Below are 19,929 nucleotides of genomic sequence, written 5' to 3'. Positions count from 1 at the left end.
ATTGATGTTTATTTCGCTTTCGCGAAAGCGTAGTTCTATAAATTAAAATATTCTATAAACGTATTCAAATCCTTATCACCACGTCCCGAAAGATTGATCACTACTATGTCGTCTTTTTTGAATTTTCTAGTTTCAAAAATGGCAAGTGCGTGACTTGTCTCAATCGCAGGGATAATACCTTCTAGTTTACTGAGCTCTAGTCCAGCCGTCATCGCATTTGCGTCTGTGACAGAGATAAACTCCCCACGTCCAGAGCGGAAGAGGTTTGCGTGCATAGGCCCTACACCAGGGTAATCAAGACCAGCAGAGATAGAATAAGGCTCTGTAATCTGCCCATCGTCTGTTTGCATTAATAAGGTCTTACTCCCGTGTATAATTCCCTCGCGTCCTAGTGCAGAAGTTGCAGCACTCTCACCAGTATCTACTCCTTTACCAGCAGCCTCTACCGCGATAATACCTACCTCTGGTTCATCAAGATAATGGTAATATAATCCAGCGGCGTTACTACCACCACCTACACAGGCTACTACATAATCTGGATTTTCTTTCCCTTCTTTTTCTAGCAACTGCTTCTTAGTCTCCTCAGAAATCACCGACTGAAAACGAGCCACCATATCTGGATAAGGGTGCGGGCCCACCACAGAACCTATGATGTAGTGGGTGTCTACCGGGTTATTAATCCAGTCGCGTATTGCCTCGTTAGTCGCATCTTTTAAGGTTCTACTTCCAGACATTGCTGGGCGCACCGTTGCACCTAGCATTTTCATACGAGCCACGTTAGGCGCTTGGCGCTCAATATCTACAGCACCCATATATACGATACATTCTAGTCCCATAAGTGCACAAACGGTCGCTGTTGCAACACCGTGCTGTCCCGCGCCAGTCTCTGCGATAATGCGGTTCTTACCTAGTCGCTTAGCCATAAGAATCTGGCCTATGGTATTATTTACTTTATGAGCTCCGGTATGACAGAGATCTTCCCTTTTGAGATATACCTTTGTGCCATACTTCTCGCTAAAGCGTTTTGCATAATAAAGCGGTGTAGGACGACCTACATAATCTTTTAAGAGTTGTTTAAACTCTTCTTGAAAAGAAGGCTCCTGCATAATTTGCACATACTGAGAGCGCAGTTCTTCTACATTAGGATAGAGCATCTCTGGAATAAATGCTCCGCCAAAATCTCCGTAGTACCCTCTCTCGTCTGCCTGGTAACTGGTGTTATTTTCTAGTATCATAGCTGCAATACTTTTTTAAATTCGGTTAATTTTTCAATATTTTTTAATCCTGGTTTATCCTCAAACTTGCTATTTACGTCTAGTGCGATAATAGGCAAATCTGTTGCCAGTATTTCTTTTACTTTTTCTACTTCTTCTAGTCCTATGCCGCCACTTAAAATGATAGGCGTTTGAGATGTGTAATTTTTTAAAACACTCCAGTCAAAGGTGTAGCCGTTACCTCCTTTTTCTTTTCCCTTTGTGTCAAAAAGGAAAGCATCTACAAGGCCCTCGTAAGGTGTGAGCTGCTCAAAGTCAAAACTGTCTTTGATTCCAAAAACTTTCCAAATCTTGAGGTCTCGACTGCGCTCGACCAGACAAGCTTGAAGCTCATTTATATATGCTGGTGATTCGCTCCCGTGTAACTGGATTACGTTGAGGTTGTGGGTGGTAATTTGCGCTTTCGCGAAAGCAATATCAGCATCTACAAAAACCCCTACGCGGTCAATTCCCTCAGGTAATTCTGGAATCTCTAGGTCGCCAAAATCTCGTTTGCTCTTCTCATAAAATATAAACCCAAGATAGTCTGGCTGCAACGCAGCGACTTCTTGTGTGTTATATTTCATACCGCATATTTTGAGCTGAACTTGAGTCATTTAACGTAACTGTTTTATAAAAGTTGCGGCACTCTCACCTGGGTTATCTGTTTTCATAAAATTTTCACCTATAAGGAAACCTTGAAAACCGTGTGGCTTTAATTCTTTGATCGCCTCTACAGAACTGATACCACTTTCTGATACTTTTACAAACTCATCTGGAATTTGCTTAATGAGTTCTTTGCTCGTCTCTAGGCTTACTTCAAAGGTTTTTAGGTTTCGGTTGTTTATGCCTAGCATATCTACAGAAGGCATAATAGACTTCTGTAATTCTTCTTCATTATGAGATTCACAAAGCACATCTAGACCAAGACCTTTTGCAAAGGTTGAAAACTGCTCTATTTGCTTTCGCGAAAGCGTAGCTGCAATAAGTAATATCGCATCTGCACCGTAGGCTTTGGCCTCAAGAATTTGGTATTCATCTACTATAAACTCCTTACGCAATAGCGGAAACTGTGCTGCTGCTCTGGCGAGCAATAGGTCGTCTAGCGAGCCGCCAAAATATTTTCCATCTGTAAGTACAGACATCCCGCTCGCGCCTGCCTGCTCATAACCGCTTGCGACATCTTGCACGCTCAGGCTGTTGTTTATAACAGACTTGCTAGGAGATCTTCTTTTATGCTCTGCAATAATCCCAGAGCCTTCGCGTACTGCTTTTGCAAGTGATACGGTAGCTCTCTCAAAAAGCACAGATTGCTCTAGCTGGCTCACAGGGATGAGACTTTTTCTTAAAGCTACTTCCTTGATTTTATCTGTTGTAATTTTATCTAGTATGGTCATCTTAGTTGCATAGGGCTTGAAGTTGTTTGAGTTTTTGTGCGGCTTTACCAGAGAGTAAGCTTTCTTTTGCTTGTTCAAAACCTTGTAAAGGTGTTAGCCCTTTTACAGTCGCAATAGCCATCCCAGCGTTTGCACACACCACATTATTTTGTGCCTGGGTACCTTTACCAGAAATTACATTTGTAAATATCTGCGCCGAAGACTCAACAGAGTCACCTCCATAAATATCTTTTTGAGCGTGTGCATTTACACCAAAATCTCGAGGTGTGAGCATAAGCTCTGTTTCATTTGTAATAGCCTTTGTAGCTCCTGTAAGTGAGATCTCATCATAACCGTCTAAGGCGTGCAGTATGGTAAAGTTTTTATCTCCTTTTTGATATAAATATCCATACATTCTTGCGAGTTCTAGGTTAAAAACTCCCACTAGCTGGTTGCTCGGGAATGCAGGATTAACCATAGGGCCTAGCATATTAAAAAAGGTTTTTACACCTAGCTCTCGACGTATAGGGCCTACGTTTTTCATAGCAGGGTGGAAGAGTGGTGCGTGCAGTACACACATCCCTACCTCATCCATTGAGCGCTTCAAGAAGTCCTTATCGTTACTGAATTTTATGCCTAGATACTCCATCACATTGCTACTTCCACTTACAGAGCTCACCCCATAATTACCGTGCTTAGTCACGTGCACACCAGCACCCGCTGTTACAAAACTAGAGAGTGTCGAGATATTAAAAGTGTCTTTACCATCACCACCTGTACCACAAAGATCTATGGCATTATACTCAGAAAAATCTACGGCAAGGCAAAGATCTAGCAAGGCATCTCTAAAACCTTCTAGCTCCTCTACCGTAATGCTACGCATCATATAAACGGTAAGGAAAGAAGCAATCTGACTCTGGTTGTATTTACCCTCAGAGATGTTTACCAGAACCTCACGGCTTTCGGCTTTTGTGAGTTGGTCGTGGTTAATTAATCTATTAAGTATGGCTTTCATTATTTAGGCGTGTTGATGTGAACAATAATAGGATCTGCTTTATCTTTCTTTATGTTTTGCAATCCTATTGTTGCTAGTTCTTGATCTGTTGCTAGTCTTGAACTAGCTTGGTTAAGTGCTACGTAATTGTAAACTCCCTTTGGTGTGCTTGCTATCCAGCCTTTTGTAAGTGGTGATTTTCTTACTGAGGCTGTCTCGCTTGTAAAGCGTTGCAAGAAACCTAATGCGCTTTTACGCATATCATCTTTACTGGTTCCCGTAGGGAAAATAATATAGGTTCCGTTTGAAAAAAGTACCCAGTTAGGTCGCTTAGGACTTACACCAAGTCTTGTATTAAAAATCAGGTTTTTATAGACATCTACATTCTCATCTTCTACCACTTCTTTAAGAGGCTCAGGTTCGGCTTCTATTACGACTACGGGTGTCGCAGGTTTTGTAGTTTCTTTAGGTGTTGATTTTGTGCTCTCACAACCACCTATTAATAGAAAACAACTCGCTAGTAGAAATAATGTAAATCTCATCGTATATAGTTTTAACTAATCACCCAATTCTTAATCATTGTTTTTCCTTCTGGAGTAAGCACAGATTCTGGATGAAACTGTACACCACGTATGTCAAGTTCTCTGTGACGTAGTGCCATTATCTGACCATTTTCATCTACCGCAGTAACTTCTAATGCTGGCGGAAAATCTTCTGTAGCTACCACCCACGAGTGGTAACGCCCTACGGCTATTTCTTCACCAAGATCTTTAAAAAGTACTGTGTCTGGCTGCGTGATACTCACTTGTGTCGCGACACCGTGAAAAACCTTATCAAGATTGATAAGCGTGCCTCCGTACACTTCACCTATGGCTTGTTGCCCAAGACAAACGCCAAGTATAGGTTTTCTTCCTCCATAAGTTTTTATTACTTGCTTGAGCAGTCCAGCTTCTTCTGGAATGCCAGGGCCTGGAGAAAGTAATATTTTATCATACTGCTCGCACTCTTCAAGCGCAAACTGGTCATTACGTTTTACGGTAACGATGCAATCTAATTCTTCTAGGTAGTGCACAAGGTTGTACACAAAGGAATCATAGTTGTCTATTACTAATATCTTTTTCATTGTCTAAATATCTTCTGCGATGTCAAGTGCTTTATTAAGCGCTCCTAATTTGTTGTAAACTTCTTGTAATTCTTTAGCTGGATCACTGCCAGATACCACTCCAGCACCTGCTTGCCAGTGTAGGGTGTGATTTTTACTTAAGAAAGAACGTATGATAATAGCGTGATTAAAATTACCGTAAAAATCCATAAAACCTATCGCTCCGCCGTAGAAGGTGCGATTGCGGTTTTCATACTTCTCAAGTAGCTGCATTGCCATATGCTTAGGCGCACCACTGAGTGTTCCTGCTGGAAAGGTGTCTGCTACCACTTGTAAGGTATTGCTACCCTCGTGCATTTGTCCCGTTACTTTACTCACGAGGTGTATCACGTGTGAGAAAAACTGCACCTCACGATAGGTGTCTACCTTTACATCGTGACCATTGCGTGATAAGTCATTACGAGCAAGATCAACAAGCATCACGTGTTCTGAGTTTTCTTTTTCGTCTTTGGCTAGTTCTTTTGCAAGTATGGCGTCTTGCTCATCATTACCGGTACGTTTAAAAGTACCTGCAATAGGGTGAATCTCTGCGAGACCATCTTGCACAATAATCTGAGCTTCTGGTGATGAGCCAAAGATTTTATAATCTCCGTAGTCAAAATAAAATAGATACGGCGACGGGTTAACACTGCGTAAAGCCCTGTATACATTAAACTCATCTCCTGTAAATTGCTGCGAGAAGCGTTTACTAGGCACAATCTGAAAAACATCACCACGCTGGCAGTGCTTTTTACAAGTTTCTACGAGTGCTTTATAATCTGCATCTGTGATGTTGCTGGTGAGTTCGTTCTTTCGGTTGAAGTTGAACTCTGCAAAGTTTTTTGATTTTAAAAGCTGCTCAATCTCATCTATATTATTGTCTCCCGTAGTGTTGTGACAAAATAAATGCGCCTCATTATTAAAATGATTAATAGCGATAATGTTTTGGTAAACGGCATAGTAAATATCCGGTATGTGGAGATCTCCTTCTTTTTTGGCGATTTCTATATCTTCAAAGTACTGCACAGAATCATACGATAGGTAACCAAACAAGCCATTGTTAATGAACTTGTGTGCTGTCTTTGTAGATGAGAACGCTTTCGCGAAAGCGTCTAAAACACCCACAACATTGGTCTCTTCTGTGATCGTAATTTCCTCCTTCTTGCCATCTGGAAATTGCTGTGTGATTGTACCATCGCCCACGCTTATAGAAGCAATAGGGTTGCAGCATATGTAAGAGAAGCTATTATCATTTGCGTGGTAGTCACTACTCTCGAGCAGTAAACTATTAGGAAAACGATCGCGCAGCCTTAAGTATACCGATACGGGAGTGATGGTATCTGCTAGGAGTCTTTTTGAAAATGTAGTTAATTGATATTTCATTTGTTACATATTGTTTTCTCAAAATTGAGAACAAAAAAAAGCCTGTCGTAAAGACAGGCTGTATATGAATGGTACATAGGTGCGTGCTTACGACAACGATTGTTGTGTAATCCACCACCAAGTATGTACTGTATTGTTTTTCATTTATGATGTAAAGATAGGGAGCTATTTTATAATAAAAAAGCCCAATGGATAAAAAATATACATTGGGCCTTGTAGGGGGAATAATTAGGAAATTATTAGAGTGTCAAGCTTACTGCAAGCTCAAAATTATCTGAGATAGCATTGTCTTTTAAGTTGTCAAAAAACGATGCAGAGCCATAACGTACACCATATTTTGTACGATCTACATTAAAAACGGTAGTGGCTACGCCATTCTCTATGGTCATATTAACCTTTGTAGGTAGTGTAGTTCCTTTTATAGTAAGGTCACCCACTACACTGTAACCATTACCACTTTTTGCTACTTCTGTAATAACAAATGTAGCTTCGCTATGGTTTGTAGTATCAAAAAAGTCTGCAGAGTTTAAGTGTCCTTCTAGTTTTTCTTTTCCTTCGCCAGCTTTTAAGTCTGTTACGGTAATAGTAGTCATATCTACTACAAAGCTACCACCTACTAGTTGGTCACCAACCATTTCAAGTGTTCCAGATTTTAGGTTAATAGTACCTGTGTGTTGTCCTAGTACTTTTTTACCTGTCCAAGTAATGGTGCTTTCTTTTACGTTTACTGTTTTTTCTACAGGCTCTGTGCTTGCCGTGGCTCCTGTTGTAACAATAAGTGCTAAAAATGCTGTTGTGATTGTCTTTTTCATCCTTTTAGTTTTTAATAATTATGTTCTTAGTTTATTGAGCAAGTTATTGAGCTGCTCTATCTCAGTATTGTCTAGTTGAGTGGTTATTTTATTTTCGGCTTGAGTCACTACTTTGTCTAGCTCATCAAGTAATGACAAGCCAGCCTCTGTAATAGTAATTTCAATTTTACGACGGTTTGAGGGGCACGTACTGCGATTTACAAGCTCTTTTTTGAGTAGCTTATCTACGAGGCGTGTTGTATTACTTGCTTTTGTAACCATACGGTCATTGAGCGTAGATAGGTTTGCAGGTTTTCCTTTTTGCCCACGTAATATGCGTAATACATTAAACTGTTGTAATGATATATCATAGGGTTTGAGTGCCATTAATAAGATATCATTAGACCATTGTGCTGTATAGGCTAGGTTAATACTAAGCCTTTGTGAGGGCTTGAGACTCGTAGTTTTTATGTGTTCCTCTATTGTCATTACAATATTTGTATGTACAAATGTATAATTATTTTACGATAGTTTAAGTATATTTAGATTTTTTTAACGTTAAAGTACTTCTGATTTTTTCCATTATCTTAACATCCTATTACTAAAGTCTGTTAAGAGATGTCCTTAGTTCTGGGTCTCTGTATAATTTTGTACGATGCGATTTTTAATACTCTTGTTGATTTTATGTACAATCTCTTGTAAGAAAGAGGTAGAAGAAAAGGCATATCATTATGTAGATGGTGCAGATATAAAGATGTTTGATTATAATGAGCTTGAGAGTTATATAAAAAATCATCCATCTGAGACACTTGTGGTAAATTTTTGGGCTACTTGGTGTGCTCCTTGTATTAAGGAGTTACCAGCCTTTGAGAAACTAGGAGAGACCTATGCCGCTCAAGATGTACACGTTATTTTAGTGAGTCTTGATTTTCCAGAGCAGATGGATCATCTCAAGAGTTTTATAGAAAAAAAGGATTTGCAATCTGAGGTTGTATTTTTAGATGATGGAGATGCAAATAAATGGATACCCAAAGTAAATAAAAATTGGAGTGGAGCTATACCAGCAACACTTTTAATAGGTGATAAAAGAAAACGCTTTTATGAACAATCATTTACATATGGCTTGTTAGAAAGCGAATTGAAATACATAATTAATTAAAAAATGAAAACTTTTAAAATATTAACCCTTCTTGCCTTGGTAGTAGTAGTGTCTGCTTTTGCGGCAAATGCTGTTGTCAAAAACGTGAGAAACGGATACAGCATAGGGGATGATGCAGCAGACTTTTATCTACGTAATGTAGATAATAAGATGGTATCACTTAAGGATTACGATAATGCACAAGGATTTATAGTAGTATTTACCTGTAACACCTGTCCTTTTTCTGTAGCAAATGAGGATAGAATCATTGCACTAGATAAAAAATACAAAACACTCGGATATCCAGTAATTGCTATAAATCCAAACAACCCACAAATCAAACCTGGAGATAGTTTTAAAGCAATGCAGCAACGTGCACAAGACAAAGGTTTTAGCTTTCCTTACTTACTTGACGATGGACAAGAAGTATATCCAAAGTATGGAGCTACAAAAACACCTCACGTTTATATTATAAAAAAGGAAAACGACAGAAATACAATAAAGTACATAGGAGCAATAGATAATAATACACGTAATGAGGCAGCAGTAACAGAGCGTTATGTGGAAGATGCTGTAGATGCCTTACTAGCTGGAAAAAATGTACAGGTAACCGAAACCAAAGCAATAGGTTGCTCTATCAAATCCTAAGTTTTGAGAAAAAGTATAAAAAAAGCGGGCACGAGCTCGCTTTTTTTATGAACGTATGGATGTGTAGTTAAAATAGGTGCTAAACCCCAAAAGTCATATTCATAATAATGGGTAAATTTGAATATCTTAAATAACTACAGCAATGTATTTTTAAATAATAATTATGAAAGATCTCACAATCCCAGAGTGGAAAGAAAAAATAGCTCAAGATAAAGATGCCGTAATACTAGACGTGCGTACCGAAGAAGAAACAGAAAACGGTATCATAGAAGGAGCAAAAGTGATAGATATATACCAAGGTCAAGGCTTTATAGATGAGGTAGAAAAACTAGATAAAGATAAAAACTACTACGTTTATTGTCGCTCTGGAGCACGTAGTGCTCAAGCGTGTGCCCTTATGGGACAGCTGGGTTTTGAGACTACATATAACTTGCTAGGAGGCTATATGGCCTGGAGCGAAAATAACTAGAGTATGAGAAAGAAAGTAACTCACATTTGCAGTGTTATTGCAATTATGATGATGGCTTTATCTTGTAACCAAGCGACCTCACAGCAAGCATCACCAGAAGCTTCAGTTAGTGAAGTGCAAGAACAAAAGATAGTCATCAATCGCATTTCTTCAGATGAGCTTGAGATTGCGATGAGTGCTCAAGAAATCCAACTAGTAGATGTACGTACCGATCGCGAGTGGGAGAGTGGCCATATTAAGGGTGCAAAGCATTTTGAGATGAACAATGTAAACTGGCAGTCACAGCTAGAGACTCTAGATAAAGATGAGCCCGTATATGTATATTGTGCAAAAGGTGGTCGTAGTGCTAGGTGTGCAAAACAGCTAGAAGAGGCTGGTTTTACTATCATTTATGACCTTAAAGGTGGTCTCACCAGCTGGAAGGCTAGTGGCAAGACCGTAGAGTAACACATACTCATAAAAAGTATAAACCCCATCTTAGTAGGATGGGGTTTTTTTACGCTTTCGCGAAAGCGGAATCTATATCAATCTAATACACTTCATCAACATTAATCGCTGTAAGTGTTTCTATAAAAGCCACCAGATCCTGAAGTTCCTGCTCTGATAGATTAAGATTATCAAAGGGAAGCGTTTGATGCTCCAGGTCAAACCCTAGGCCACCGCCGCCACCTTTATTATAAAAGTCCATAACCTCTTCTAGCGTGCTATATACACCATTATGCATATAGGGACCAGTTACTGCAGCGTTACGTACCGTAGGTGTTTTAAACATCCCCTTGTGGAGCTCTTCTTTAAAACGCCAGTAGTAACCTAAGTCATCATCTAGCATTTTATTTTGTGCGGTTTCTGGTACGCCTATTACTTCGCGCTCTGTCTCTGCATAAAATGGTGGTACTGTACCATTAGTAAGTGGCATAAAGTGGCAAGTTGCACAAAGGGCTTTCCCCATAAACAAGTTCATACCTCGTTGCTCACTTGATGTAAATGAACGCTCATCGCCACGCATATTTTTATCAAATTTTGAGTCAAAACTATTGAGTGTACTTACATATGACGAGATGGCTTTTATCACATCAATATTTCTTTTTGAAACACCGCCATAGGCCTCATCAAAAAGTGTGATATACGTACTGTCTTCTAGTACCTCTTTTGAAAACTCGTGTACGTTTGAGTTAAACTCATCCTTGTTTGTAAAAACAGAAGATACTTGATCTATTAATGTAGGAGAGCGACCGTCTGCAAAGAAGTTTTGTTGGAAAACGGTATTTATGAGGGTAGGTGTGTTGCGCTGTAAATTTTTACCTGCGTTAGAGAGGTTTACTACCATTCCATCTGTATATGCTTTTTCTGGGATGTGACACGTAGCACAAGCCATTGTACCATTTGCAGAGAGCTTATCATCAAAAAACAATTTTTTCCCTAAGGCGATTTGTATTGCTGTGGGATTCTTGTTTACGTTAGGAGTAAAAAATGCTGTATTAAAACTATCGTTTTCAAAAAATGTAGGAGCATCAAAGTTAAAAGGTGTATTTGTTGTTCCTTCCCATAGGTCGCTAGCTTTTCTTATAGCTACCCAAGTTTTTGTGATAGGAGAGAGGTGAGTGCTCACAAAGGTATAACGGTCAAAGCTGTTATAATCAGTATTAGAACTCATAAAAGCTATTGCTTTCTCGACCTGATTTATAAAGGTCTGGTCTAGTGTGACGTCCTTCTCTTTTATGATAGGTTGTATCGTTACTTTATAAGTGTCTACAAGATTTTGTAATGAAGCAGCACCTTCTGTAATGCCTAGCTGGCTTACAGGTGTGTCAAAACCAGATATAGAAAAACTAAGTACACGTAACAGTTGCTGGTGTGTAGCTATAAAATAGCGTTGTGGAGTAAGAGCTCGTTTTTCAATATTCTTTTTTAGAGTAGCGAGTAGGCCTGTGGTAATCTTTAGTTCTTTTTTGTATTGTGGAGTTGGTGTTCCTCCTTCATAGATAGATTCTTCTATCTTTTGTAAACCTACAGGATTCATTGTGCGGTCATTGTCCTCTTTATAAATAGGTAAGGCTGGTCCATTTGCACGATGACCTACTTCTGGATTGAGGTAAGAGGCGTAGGGCTCTGCTTTTTTAAAAGCAAGTCTAGCGTTGTTAAAAATCTTTTTGGCATCTGGATGTGATGCCGTAATCTCATTAAGAGAGTCAAGACCTGCGAGTGCATTATTTAGTTCTTGTAAGTAAATAGCTCTTGCAGCTTCCCAGTCTGGGGCTATGTTTTTTTTATATGAAGTGTCTTGCTCTTGCTTGCAAGAAAGGGTTAAGGGTATCGCTAGTAGGCAAACTAATAAACGTAAGTAATTCATAACAATGTAATTATAATTAAAGCGCAATCACCTTAAAGGGATTGCGCTTTTAGTATTTCCGAATGGCTAATCCGGGAGGATATTATCTAGGCAAACCTTTAAGTAAAACTACTTGAGATGCTTGATTATCTTCATATGTAGAGTTGATATGTCCATCAAGTCCAGCAAAGTCACTGTTTCTCCAGTAGTGTGGCTGTATGTTTAATATAAAAGTGTTAGGCACTCCTACTTTATCTGATATATCTATAAGTGCTCCAAACTCTCCACTAAGTCCTGTGCTATTATCATCTGCAAGGTCTTGACGTACTACAAGCTCAAGTACTTGCTGTATGTTTACACCATTTAAGTCAGACTGGTAGATGTATGCTGCGTGACCTCTAGAAAAAGAGTTAGGATCTTCTTGTACATATACAAAGTTCTCAGTTACAGTGATATTATCTGGGCTTTGTAAAGCTGCCAGGTTACCATCTTGATTATTTGTATCTGTATTACCACTTATGATTTGAGTAAGTTTACCTTCTAGTGGGTTTGTTTCATCTAGAATTAACTTGTATACCGTTCCCCAGTCATTGTAAGTACCTTGACCTGGACCACGACCTGTAACTGCAAAATATACATTTCTACCATTTGCATCAGATCCTTTTTGGTAATCTACATCTTCTACTCTCATAAACTGAGAAGCAAATACGTCGTTACACGCGCTTTCCATTTCATTTTTAGTAAGAGCAGCACCGTTTGGTATCTCAACAAACTCTACATCATATTCTGTCTGGAAGTCTAGTGAAGACTCGTTGTAAGCAGTGTTAGGAGCAACATCTACAACATTGCCAGCACCGTCACCTACTTGCTTAAGACGTAATACGTAAATAGAACCACCTGTAAAATCTGCATCACCAGCAGTAGAGTAATACATAGATACTTGACCTTCTGAATTACTTGAGTCATCATCACCACCTACTATTACTGTAGCACCTGGATAAGCGTTTTGTGGTAATGGAGTTGCGTTTTCCCAAGAGAATTCTCCTAGTGCATCAAGACCAAAATCTGCTTGAGGAGTTGGAGTAGACGTTCTAGGGTCTATAGCTTTTACATCATAGTGTATACTTTCTGAAGCACTTAAGAAAATGTCTTCTGTACCACCGTGTATATCTGCTTCCCACATAGTAGCACTACACTGGCGTGCAAAGTCTGCAACTCCAGAGTCTAGTAAGTAATCTCCAGAGATAGGCATTAAGTTCTGGTCAAAACGTATACGTGCAACAGCATAACTGTCTTCACAGTTTGTTACAAATATGTAGTCTTCTCCATCTTGTAAGAATCCTGCACCATCTGCAGATCCTGCAAGTTGAAAATCTCCTCCTATTACATCTGGAGTAGATACAAGAGAGAAAGCCTCTACGTAGTTAAACTGTGAGCTCATTGCTACAAGTGGAGCCGTAGGAGACTTGTCAGAAAACATAGTCTCTCCTGGTTCAAAATCTTCTCCATCTACACCATCTTCTCCATTTGACCCATCTGCACCGTCTTGTCCATCTGCGCCGTCTTGTCCGTCTACACCATCTATTCCGTCTAATCCATTCATTCCATCTACGCCATCTTCACAACTTGTGAAGGCTGCTGTTGCTGCTACAAAAAGCAGACTTAAAAAAACTGATTTGAAAGTTTTCATTGTAAAATAATTTTTTTGAGTGGTTAATTTGTGTGTTTGTATGAGGCTCTAAATTAGAATTGTATCTCTTTTTACAGGTTAATTAAGCGTAGCTTTTATATTAAATTGATGTGTATTTATTGTTACTGATTTTACAGTAATTTAAAGACAGATTTTACGTAGAGTTAACCTTTTGGGTTTTTGATATTTCTATTTTATAGGGGTAAAACCTATCATTATTGAAGGGTTATTTTTGGATATAACTGACCTTTTGGCAATGAGCCGCTTTACTTTTAAGAGTTTGGTTTACGCTTTCGCGAAAGCGTAATGCATCTTTTAACACCACTTTTAAGTGAGATGTCGTAATTTTAAAAGAAAAAATGACGCCTAGATTAGAACAAGCACTTGATAAATTGTACACTGCGTTATACACGGGGAAGCTCAATCCCGAGTGTTGTACAGCCTGCGCGGTGGGTACTATATGTGACACGGTAGATGCCTGGAAGCACTTTACAGACACACACGGCTCTTTACAGCTTAATTATGTGGGGAAGGTTAATGAAGGTTTTGGCCGCAGGCTTTATGGGTATCTCCCTAGCGAGCTATTAGAAATAGAAGCGGTATTCTTAAAAGCGTGTGGGTATGAGTTACCGCTTACGCGAAAGTCAAAACGACCACAACATCCTACATCGCAAGAAACCTTATTTAATGGTATGCGTGCCGTTATTGCTTTCTTATGTGAGCTAGATGGTGTAGAAGATGTTATGGAGATTGAACAGAAGTTACTACACACAAACCTAAGTTTTATAACGCGCGCCACGGTTTAAAAGCGCAAAATGTAAGCCTCTTACTGTTATATAATTGCGATATATAAAAGACATCTTTTTGAGTTTTAAAAGAGGTGTCTCTGGGTGCGTATGCCATAGGTTTAAGAAAATTTTAAGTTTTTATTAGCATAACGATTTTAGCTAGATTTCGTATTAATTCTGATATTATGGTGCTTTTAACATTATTTGTTAAGAATATCTAACAAACGCAATCTAATACAGACAATCTTATGAAAAGAAGAAACTTTGTCCAACTAGCCGGAATGGGTGCTGGTGCTGTGATGATGCCTTCCCTATTAATGGGAAATAACATCCCTACAGAGGCACTCCTAGAACCAGGAATGGATATACTAATGAAAAAACAAATGGCAGATGTTGCTCTTAACACAGCAAAAAGCCTAGGAGCTTCTTATGCAGATGCTCGTATAGGTAGATATCTTAACCAGTTTGTACGTACTAGAGAAGATAAAGTACAAGGGGTTGTAAACACAGAGTCTTTTGGAATAGGGGTACGTGTGATTGCAAATGGTACTTGGGGATTTGCATCTACAAATGATGTCTCACCAGATGGTATTAAAAAAGCAACAGAGCAAGCAGTCGCAATAGCAAAAGCAAACTCAAAGTTTCAAACAGAGCCAGTAGTGCTTGCACCAGAAGCATCATATGGTGAAGTCTCTTGGAAAACCCCTATCAAAAAAGATTTTAAAGAAGTGCCAGTTTCAGAGAAAGTAGATTTACTACTCACTGCAAATGCTGCTGCACAATCTAGCGGAGCAAACTTTGTAAACTCTGCCTTGTTTATGGTAAATGAACAAAAATATTTTGCCTCTACAGAAGGGTCGTACATAGATCAAGATGTACATCGCATCTGGCCTACATTTGGTGTAACTGCTGTAGGTGGAGGTAAGTTTAAGACTAGACAAGCTATGAGTGCACCTATGGGAATGGGGTATGAGTATCTAGATGGTCTTGCGTCAGAAAAACTAGAAGGTCCAGAAGGACTTAAATTATATAGAGGCAGCTATGATATGGTAGAAGATGCTACCACTGCAGCAAAGCAAGCAAGAGAAATGCTTACAGCAAAGTCTGTAGATGCTGGTAAGTACGATCTTGTACTAGAGCCTAACCACTTAGGATTAACGATACACGAGTCTGTAGGTCACCCTACAGAATTAGATCGAGTACTAGGTTATGAAGCAAACTATGCAGGTACCAGCTTTGCCACTATAGATAAATGGAAGTCTAAAAACTTCAAGTACGGTAGCGACCTTGTAAATATTGTGGCAGATAAAACACAAGTAGGATCACTAGGAGCCGTAGGATGGGATGACGAAGGTGTTAAAACAAAAAAGTGGGACATTATACGTAACGGTGTACTAGTAAACTATCAAGCAATACGTGATCAAGTAAAAATGATAGATCAAAACGAGTCTCACGGTTGCTGTTATGCACAGAGTTGGAATGATGTTCAGTTCCAGCGTATGCCTAATATCTCTTTAGAGCCTGGAAAAGAACCATATTCTATAAACGATATGATTAAAGATGTAGAAAAAGGGATCTACATAGCCGGTAGAGGATCTTACTCTATAGACCAGCAGCGTTATAACTTCCAGTTTGGAGGGACGATGTACTACGAGATTAAAGATGGTAAGATAGCAGGTATGCTTAATGATGTTGCTTACCAGTCTAACACGCAAGAGTTCTGGAACTCTTGTGCTAAGATTTGTGATAAGGATGACTATCGTCTTTTTGGTTCTTTCTTTGACGGGAAGGGGCAACCATCACAAGTAAGTGCAGTATCTCACGGGAGCTCAACTTCAAGATTTAATGATATTAATGTAATTAATACCGGGCGTACGGTATAAGTCTAACTTTTAAAAGAATAAATAATGGCAATATTTTCAAAAGAAGAGGCTAGAAAGATATTAGAAAAAGCACTAAGCTTTTCTACTGCAGATGCCTGTGTAGTAAATCTAGGTGGGAGCCAGGGAGGTAATATACGTTATGCTCGTAACTCGGTATCTACAGCGGGATATCAATCTAACCAGAGTCTTGCGGTAACTGCAAGCTTTGGGAAAAGATCTGGTACCGCAACTATAGATGAGCTAGATGATGCATCGCTCAAAAAGGTGGTACAACGTGCAGAGGAGCTAGCAAAACTATCTCCAGAAAATCCAGAGTATATGGAGCCACTAGGCCCACAACAATATGATGAGTCAAAAACTTTTGTTGAGGTTACGGCAAACATTACTCCAGAGTATAGAGCAGAGGTGGCAAATAGTAGTATTACCCCTGCAAAAACAAAGGATGTAACAGCTGCAGGATTTCTAGATGATGGTCAAGGCTTTAGCGCAATGATGAACTCAAACGGGCTATTTGCATATAATAAGTCTACAGATGTGAGTTTTACAGTAACGATGCGTACTAATGATGGTACAGGATCGGGATGGGTGACTAGAGATTATAATGACATAAATAAGTTTGACTCTTCTGAGGCGTCACAAGTCGCTATAGATAAAGCTGTAATGTCACGACAAGCAAAAGCAATAGAGCCTGGTAAATATACTGTGATATTAGAACCATCTGCAGGACTTGGATTATTACAAGGCTTGGGTAGAGCACTCAATGCCCGCTCTGCAGATGAGGGACGTAGCTTTATGTCTAAAGAAGGCGGAGGTACAAAACTGGGAGAAAAAATAGTAGATGAGCGTGTAAACCTATGGTCAGACCCGCTTAATGATGAGGTGCCTGCAGCCACTTGGAATGGAGCAGGTCAACCACTAAAGAAAACTACTTGGATAGAAAATGGTACGGTTAAGAATCTTGCTTATGGAAGATACTGGGCAAAAGAAAAAGGTGTTGAGCCAGTTCCTTTCCCAAGTAATTTTATAATGGGAGGTGGTGATGCATCCCTAGATGATTTAATAAAGAGTACAAGAAAGGGAATCTTAGTCACAAGACTGTGGTACATACGCTCTGTAGATCCACAAACGCTTTTATATACAGGTCTTACTCGTGACGGTACTTTTTATATAGAAAACGGAAAAATCAAATACCCAGTAAAGAATTTCCGCTTTAATGAGAGTCCTATTATTATGCTTAATAATCTTGAGACCCTCGGGAAGCAGGTACGTGTAGACGGTAGTTTAATCCCTTATATGAAGGTGAGAGACTTTACGTTTACCAGTCTTTCAGATGCGGTATAATATAATATAGTTGATAGGAAACTGGTTACGGCTTTAAGCGGTAGCCAGTTTTTATTTTAAGTACGCTTTCGCGAAAGCGTAATACAAACAATCACAGCTTATATAAGTTACATAAGGTAATGCCTAATAAATTTTTCTTCACACGCTTACAATACGAATCTGGAGATTGGGATGTAGACCAGCGTATGCCGTCTAACTTGCTCAACTCTCTGGTAGAGTACACCACGCTAGATGTAGATACAAAGGAAAATATCATAACACTAGCTAGTGATGATATTTTTAAATCGCCCTTTTGCTATATCTCTGGGCATAAACTGGTACAGTTTTCTAAGAAGGAAAAAGAAAATTTTAAACGTTATGTGGAGAATGGAGGCTTTGTCTTTGCAGATGATTGTAACCACGATATAGACGGCCTATTTGCAAAGTCTTTTGAGCGACAGATGGAGGAGATTTTTGGTCAAGATAGCCTTAAAAAAATTCCTAATGATCACGAGATTTATAATGTCTTTTTTGAATTTGAAGATGGTCCACCCACCACCTCACAAGAGCTTAACGGCTGGGGAGATGACCTCGTGCACGATTACCTTAAGGCCATAGAGATAAATGGGAGAATAGGCGTGCTGTATAGCAATAAGGATTACGGCTGTGAGTGGGATTATGATTTTAGAAACAAGCGCTGGTATAAAATAGACAATACCCGTTTTGGGGTAAATATTGTGATGTATGCCCTTACCTCATAGTATCGTTTTAATGATGCAGTCTTGCGAGCCAAGAAATAACCAATTTTAAATTGAAAATTGAATGAAACAAGAGTTAGTCACACTACAGCAAGAGGTAAATAGTCTTACTTCAAAACTAGGTGATCTTAAAAAAGAAATAGCAAAGGTTATCATAGGACAAGAAGATACAGTAGAGCAGTTACTTATCACATTTCTAGCTGGTGGTCACGCTTTACTAGAAGGAGTCCCAGGGCTGGCAAAAACACTTATGATAAGGACCTTATCACAGGCTATAGATCTCGACTTTAAGCGCATACAGTTTACACCGGACCTAATGCCGTCAGATATTGTAGGTACAGAGATTCTAGAAGAAGATCACAGCACCGGTAAAAAATCTTTTGAGTTTAAGAAAGGACCCATATTTGCAAATATTATACTGGCAGATGAGATTAACAGAACCCCGCCAAAAACACAGGCAGCGCTGCTAGAGGCAATGCAAGAGTTTGAGGTTACCTATTCTGGTAAAACCTATAAACTAGAGCGCCCGTTTTTTATACTTGCTACGCAAAACCCTATAGAGCAATCTGGAACGTTTCCTTTACCAGAGGCGCAACAAGATCGTTTCTTATTTTACATAAAAATAGGGTATCCCACAGCAAGCGAAGAAAAGCATATTTTAAAAAGTACAACAGGCGGAGTAAAGCAAAAGGTACAACCCGTACTAAGTGGTGCCGAAATTTTGAGATTACAAGAGCTTGTAAGGCAAGTGCCTATAAGTGATAATCTTATAGACTTTGTAAGCACCATTGTACGTGCAACACGACCAGAGACTACCGCAAATGATTTTGTAAAGCAATGGGTAGGCTGGGGAGCAGGCCCCAGAGCCGGGCAAGCTATGATACTCACAGCAAAAGCAAGAGCACTATCACAAGGTCGTATAGCCGTGACCCTAGATGATATTAAAAACGTGGCTCTACCAGTACTTCGTCATAGAGTGATTGTAAACTTTAAAGCAGAGGCAGAGGGTATCACATCAGATACGGTGACGCGTCAATTATTAGATCATACAGACTTTAGCGCATAGTATTTATGGCAAAAGACGATTATAGAGCACTTCTTAAACCAGATGTAATTAATACAGTTTCTGGTTTATCACTCATCTCGCGAGTAATTGTAGATGGGTATCTCTCTGGCTTAAATAGAAGCAGGCGAGTAGGAGCTGGTCTTGAGTTTAGCCAGTATAGAGGGTATGAGCCTGGCGATGACCTGCGACTTTTAGATTGGAAAATGCTCGCACGTTCTGGACGTTATTATATCAAGCAATCTGAGATTGACACGCATATAACTATAAAGTTTATTGTAGACACTAGCGCCTCAATGCTTCATAAAGAAGAAGGATTATCTAAAATGGAGTATGCGAACGTACTCATTGCTAGTCTCGCTCATCTAGCCCATTCTCAGGGAGATGCAGTGGGTTTACTTACTGTAAATAACAAGCAGTTAGAAACATTACAGCCAGCTACGGGAAAATCACATTTTAATAGATTTTTATACCAATTACTTAAGCTCAAAAATCAAGGAAGCTGGCCAGAGCGTATAACTAGTGATCAACTTCATAATCGTAGCCATAGAGAGCTTATATTTTTTATTACAGATCTCTATGAGCAAAGCGAAGAAATTACAACTATGATTACTGCCTTGAAGACCTCTCGCAATGAGGTTGCAGTTATTCATCTTTTAGGAAAGCAAGAGCTCGAGTTTAATTATAAAGGGCAAGTAATTTTTGAAGATCTTGAATCTGGAGAAAAAGTAAAAGTAAATGCCAGAGATGCCCGTGCTCAGTACGTACAGGCTATGGAATCATCAATGACAATAATTAAAGAAAAGCTCCTGTCTAGTGGTGTAGGTTATGATCTTTTTACATTAGACAAACATCTAGGAGAGGCATTACAGCTCTTCTTAAAAAAACGTGCAAACTTAATCTAG

General features: G+C 39.2%; 21 protein-coding genes. 10 read left to right on the top strand and 11 right to left on the bottom strand.

Annotated features, from left to right (window positions below):
* Positions 1-35 precede the first annotated feature (35 nt).
* From trpB to ACFO5T_RS07355, 9 genes are all read right to left on the bottom strand, one after another.
* The gene (gene trpB, locus ACFO5T_RS07395; RefSeq protein ID WP_380033280.1) at positions 36-1,235 is read right to left on the bottom strand and encodes a tryptophan synthase subunit beta; all 1,200 of its coding nucleotides are present in this window, start codon (positions 1,233-1,235) and stop codon (positions 36-38) included.
* Complete coding sequence (locus ACFO5T_RS07390; RefSeq protein WP_380033278.1) at positions 1,232-1,840, bottom strand: phosphoribosylanthranilate isomerase; 609 nt, start codon at positions 1,838-1,840, stop codon at positions 1,232-1,234. Before ACFO5T_RS07390 ends, trpB begins: the two co-directional genes overlap by 4 nt.
* Positions 1,841-1,870: 30 nt before the next feature.
* Entirely contained in the window at positions 1,871-2,650 is a 780-nt protein-coding gene (gene trpC, locus ACFO5T_RS07385) for an indole-3-glycerol phosphate synthase TrpC (RefSeq protein ID WP_380033276.1), read from the bottom strand.
* Position 2,651: 1 nt separating this feature from the next.
* Positions 2,652-3,644: an anthranilate phosphoribosyltransferase gene (gene trpD, locus ACFO5T_RS07380; RefSeq protein ID WP_380033274.1), complete on the bottom strand. Its 993-nt coding sequence runs from the start codon at positions 3,642-3,644 to the stop codon at positions 2,652-2,654.
* Positions 3,644-4,165: a hypothetical protein gene (locus tag ACFO5T_RS07375; RefSeq protein ID WP_380033272.1), complete on the bottom strand. Its 522-nt coding sequence runs from the start codon at positions 4,163-4,165 to the stop codon at positions 3,644-3,646. The genes trpD and ACFO5T_RS07375 overlap by 1 nt, the downstream gene beginning before the upstream one ends.
* An 11-nt stretch (positions 4,166-4,176) precedes the next feature.
* Entirely contained in the window at positions 4,177-4,746 is a 570-nt protein-coding gene (locus ACFO5T_RS07370) for an anthranilate synthase component II (RefSeq protein WP_035336124.1), read from the bottom strand.
* 3 nt (positions 4,747-4,749) lie between these two features.
* Positions 4,750-6,147 carry an anthranilate synthase component I family protein gene (locus ACFO5T_RS07365; protein ID WP_380033270.1) on the bottom strand — a complete coding sequence of 466 codons (1,398 nt, stop codon included), beginning with the start codon at positions 6,145-6,147 and terminating at the stop codon, positions 4,750-4,752.
* A gap of 239 nt (positions 6,148-6,386) precedes the next feature.
* Positions 6,387-6,959, bottom strand: a complete 573-nt coding sequence (locus ACFO5T_RS07360) for a YceI family protein (protein WP_380033268.1) — start codon at positions 6,957-6,959, stop codon at positions 6,387-6,389.
* An 18-nt stretch (positions 6,960-6,977) separates the two neighbouring features.
* Positions 6,978-7,427 (bottom strand): MarR family winged helix-turn-helix transcriptional regulator, encoded by a 450-nt coding sequence (locus tag ACFO5T_RS07355; protein ID WP_380033266.1) that lies wholly within the window; start codon positions 7,425-7,427, stop codon positions 6,978-6,980.
* Positions 7,428-7,593: 166 nt separating this feature from the next.
* Between ACFO5T_RS07355 and ACFO5T_RS07350 the strand changes: the two genes are divergently transcribed.
* The 4 genes from ACFO5T_RS07350 to ACFO5T_RS07335 all read left to right on the top strand — a co-directional run bounded on the left by ACFO5T_RS07350 (position 7,594) and on the right by ACFO5T_RS07335 (position 9,640).
* The gene (locus ACFO5T_RS07350; protein ID WP_375253490.1) at positions 7,594-8,097 is read left to right on the top strand and encodes a TlpA disulfide reductase family protein; all 504 of its coding nucleotides are present in this window, start codon (positions 7,594-7,596) and stop codon (positions 8,095-8,097) included.
* 3 nt (positions 8,098-8,100) lie between these two features.
* Positions 8,101-8,724, top strand: coding sequence for a thioredoxin family protein (locus tag ACFO5T_RS07345; RefSeq protein WP_375253489.1), 624 nt, complete (start codon positions 8,101-8,103; stop codon positions 8,722-8,724).
* A gap of 163 nt (positions 8,725-8,887) precedes the next feature.
* Positions 8,888-9,193, top strand: coding sequence for a rhodanese-like domain-containing protein (locus ACFO5T_RS07340; RefSeq protein ID WP_375253488.1), 306 nt, complete (start codon positions 8,888-8,890; stop codon positions 9,191-9,193).
* Between the two features lie 3 nt (positions 9,194-9,196).
* Positions 9,197-9,640: a rhodanese-like domain-containing protein gene (locus ACFO5T_RS07335; protein ID WP_380033263.1), complete on the top strand. Its 444-nt coding sequence runs from the start codon at positions 9,197-9,199 to the stop codon at positions 9,638-9,640.
* An 82-nt stretch (positions 9,641-9,722) separates the two neighbouring features.
* On the opposite strand, the gene ACFO5T_RS07330 is transcribed toward ACFO5T_RS07335, so the two are convergent.
* Both ACFO5T_RS07330 and ACFO5T_RS07325 read right to left on the bottom strand, forming a co-directional pair.
* Positions 9,723-11,543 (bottom strand): cytochrome c peroxidase, encoded by a 1,821-nt coding sequence (locus ACFO5T_RS07330; RefSeq protein WP_380033261.1) that lies wholly within the window; start codon positions 11,541-11,543, stop codon positions 9,723-9,725.
* Positions 11,544-11,625: 82 nt separating this feature from the next.
* On the bottom strand, positions 11,626-13,212 hold the full coding sequence (locus ACFO5T_RS07325; protein ID WP_380033259.1) for a PhoX family protein: 1,587 nt from the start codon (positions 13,210-13,212) through the stop codon (positions 11,626-11,628).
* A gap of 359 nt (positions 13,213-13,571) precedes the next feature.
* Between ACFO5T_RS07325 and ACFO5T_RS07320 the strand changes: the two genes are divergently transcribed.
* From ACFO5T_RS07320 to ACFO5T_RS07295, 6 genes are all read left to right on the top strand, one after another.
* Positions 13,572-14,018 carry a Na(+)-translocating NADH-quinone reductase subunit F gene (locus ACFO5T_RS07320; protein ID WP_380033257.1) on the top strand — a complete coding sequence of 149 codons (447 nt, stop codon included), beginning with the start codon at positions 13,572-13,574 and terminating at the stop codon, positions 14,016-14,018.
* Between the two features lie 230 nt (positions 14,019-14,248).
* A complete protein-coding gene (locus ACFO5T_RS07315) occupies positions 14,249-15,883 on the top strand; it encodes a TldD/PmbA family protein (protein WP_035327914.1) in 1,635 nt (544 codons plus the stop codon).
* Positions 15,884-15,907: 24 nt separating this feature from the next.
* A complete protein-coding gene (locus ACFO5T_RS07310) occupies positions 15,908-17,224 on the top strand; it encodes a TldD/PmbA family protein (protein ID WP_380033255.1) in 1,317 nt (438 codons plus the stop codon).
* Positions 17,225-17,343: 119 nt separating this feature from the next.
* Positions 17,344-17,964, top strand: a complete 621-nt coding sequence (locus ACFO5T_RS07305) for a DUF4159 domain-containing protein (RefSeq protein WP_038599958.1) — start codon at positions 17,344-17,346, stop codon at positions 17,962-17,964.
* A gap of 61 nt (positions 17,965-18,025) precedes the next feature.
* Complete coding sequence (locus ACFO5T_RS07300) at positions 18,026-19,027, top strand: AAA family ATPase (RefSeq protein WP_380033253.1); 1,002 nt, start codon at positions 18,026-18,028, stop codon at positions 19,025-19,027.
* A 5-nt stretch (positions 19,028-19,032) separates the two neighbouring features.
* Positions 19,033-19,929, top strand: a complete 897-nt coding sequence (locus ACFO5T_RS07295; RefSeq protein ID WP_380033251.1) for a DUF58 domain-containing protein — start codon at positions 19,033-19,035, stop codon at positions 19,927-19,929.

Origin of the sequence: Dokdonia genika, assembly GCF_042652845.1 — a bacterium.
Taxonomy (GTDB): domain Bacteria; phylum Bacteroidota; class Bacteroidia; order Flavobacteriales; family Flavobacteriaceae; genus Dokdonia; species Dokdonia donghaensis.
This window is presented reverse-complemented; position numbering and strand designations above follow the sequence as displayed.

Bases quoted from the DNA above. Each gene is read 5' to 3' on its own strand.
- ACFO5T_RS07355 (WP_380033266.1), bottom strand. From the start codon at position 7,427: ATGACAATAGAGGAACACATAAAAACTACGAGTCTCAAGCCCTCACAA.
- ACFO5T_RS07365 (WP_380033270.1), bottom strand. From the start codon at position 6,147: ATGAAATATCAATTAACTACATTTTCAAAAAGACTCCTAGCAGATACC.
- ACFO5T_RS07320 (WP_380033257.1), top strand. From the start codon at position 13,572: ATGACGCCTAGATTAGAACAAGCACTTGATAAATTGTACACTGCGTTA.
- ACFO5T_RS07295 (WP_380033251.1), top strand. From the start codon at position 19,033: ATGGCAAAAGACGATTATAGAGCACTTCTTAAACCAGATGTAATTAAT.
- ACFO5T_RS07360 (WP_380033268.1), bottom strand. From the start codon at position 6,959: ATGAAAAAGACAATCACAACAGCATTTTTAGCACTTATTGTTACAACA.
- ACFO5T_RS07375 (WP_380033272.1), bottom strand. From the start codon at position 4,165: ATGAGATTTACATTATTTCTACTAGCGAGTTGTTTTCTATTAATAGGT.
- ACFO5T_RS07310 (WP_380033255.1), top strand. From the start codon at position 15,908: ATGGCAATATTTTCAAAAGAAGAGGCTAGAAAGATATTAGAAAAAGCA.
- trpD (WP_380033274.1), bottom strand. From the start codon at position 3,644: ATGAAAGCCATACTTAATAGATTAATTAACCACGACCAACTCACAAAA.
- ACFO5T_RS07315 (WP_035327914.1), top strand. From the start codon at position 14,249: ATGAAAAGAAGAAACTTTGTCCAACTAGCCGGAATGGGTGCTGGTGCT.
- ACFO5T_RS07325 (WP_380033259.1), bottom strand. From the start codon at position 13,212: ATGAAAACTTTCAAATCAGTTTTTTTAAGTCTGCTTTTTGTAGCAGCA.
- ACFO5T_RS07330 (WP_380033261.1), bottom strand. From the start codon at position 11,543: ATGAATTACTTACGTTTATTAGTTTGCCTACTAGCGATACCCTTAACC.
- ACFO5T_RS07370 (WP_035336124.1), bottom strand. From the start codon at position 4,746: ATGAAAAAGATATTAGTAATAGACAACTATGATTCCTTTGTGTACAAC.
- ACFO5T_RS07300 (WP_380033253.1), top strand. From the start codon at position 18,026: ATGAAACAAGAGTTAGTCACACTACAGCAAGAGGTAAATAGTCTTACT.
- ACFO5T_RS07340 (WP_375253488.1), top strand. From the start codon at position 8,888: ATGAAAGATCTCACAATCCCAGAGTGGAAAGAAAAAATAGCTCAAGAT.
- ACFO5T_RS07305 (WP_038599958.1), top strand. From the start codon at position 17,344: ATGCCTAATAAATTTTTCTTCACACGCTTACAATACGAATCTGGAGAT.
- ACFO5T_RS07335 (WP_380033263.1), top strand. From the start codon at position 9,197: ATGAGAAAGAAAGTAACTCACATTTGCAGTGTTATTGCAATTATGATG.
- trpC (WP_380033276.1), bottom strand. From the start codon at position 2,650: ATGACCATACTAGATAAAATTACAACAGATAAAATCAAGGAAGTAGCT.
- ACFO5T_RS07390 (WP_380033278.1), bottom strand. From the start codon at position 1,840: ATGAAATATAACACACAAGAAGTCGCTGCGTTGCAGCCAGACTATCTT.
- ACFO5T_RS07345 (WP_375253489.1), top strand. From the start codon at position 8,101: ATGAAAACTTTTAAAATATTAACCCTTCTTGCCTTGGTAGTAGTAGTG.
- ACFO5T_RS07350 (WP_375253490.1), top strand. From the start codon at position 7,594: ATGCGATTTTTAATACTCTTGTTGATTTTATGTACAATCTCTTGTAAG.
- trpB (WP_380033280.1), bottom strand. From the start codon at position 1,235: ATGATACTAGAAAATAACACCAGTTACCAGGCAGACGAGAGAGGGTAC.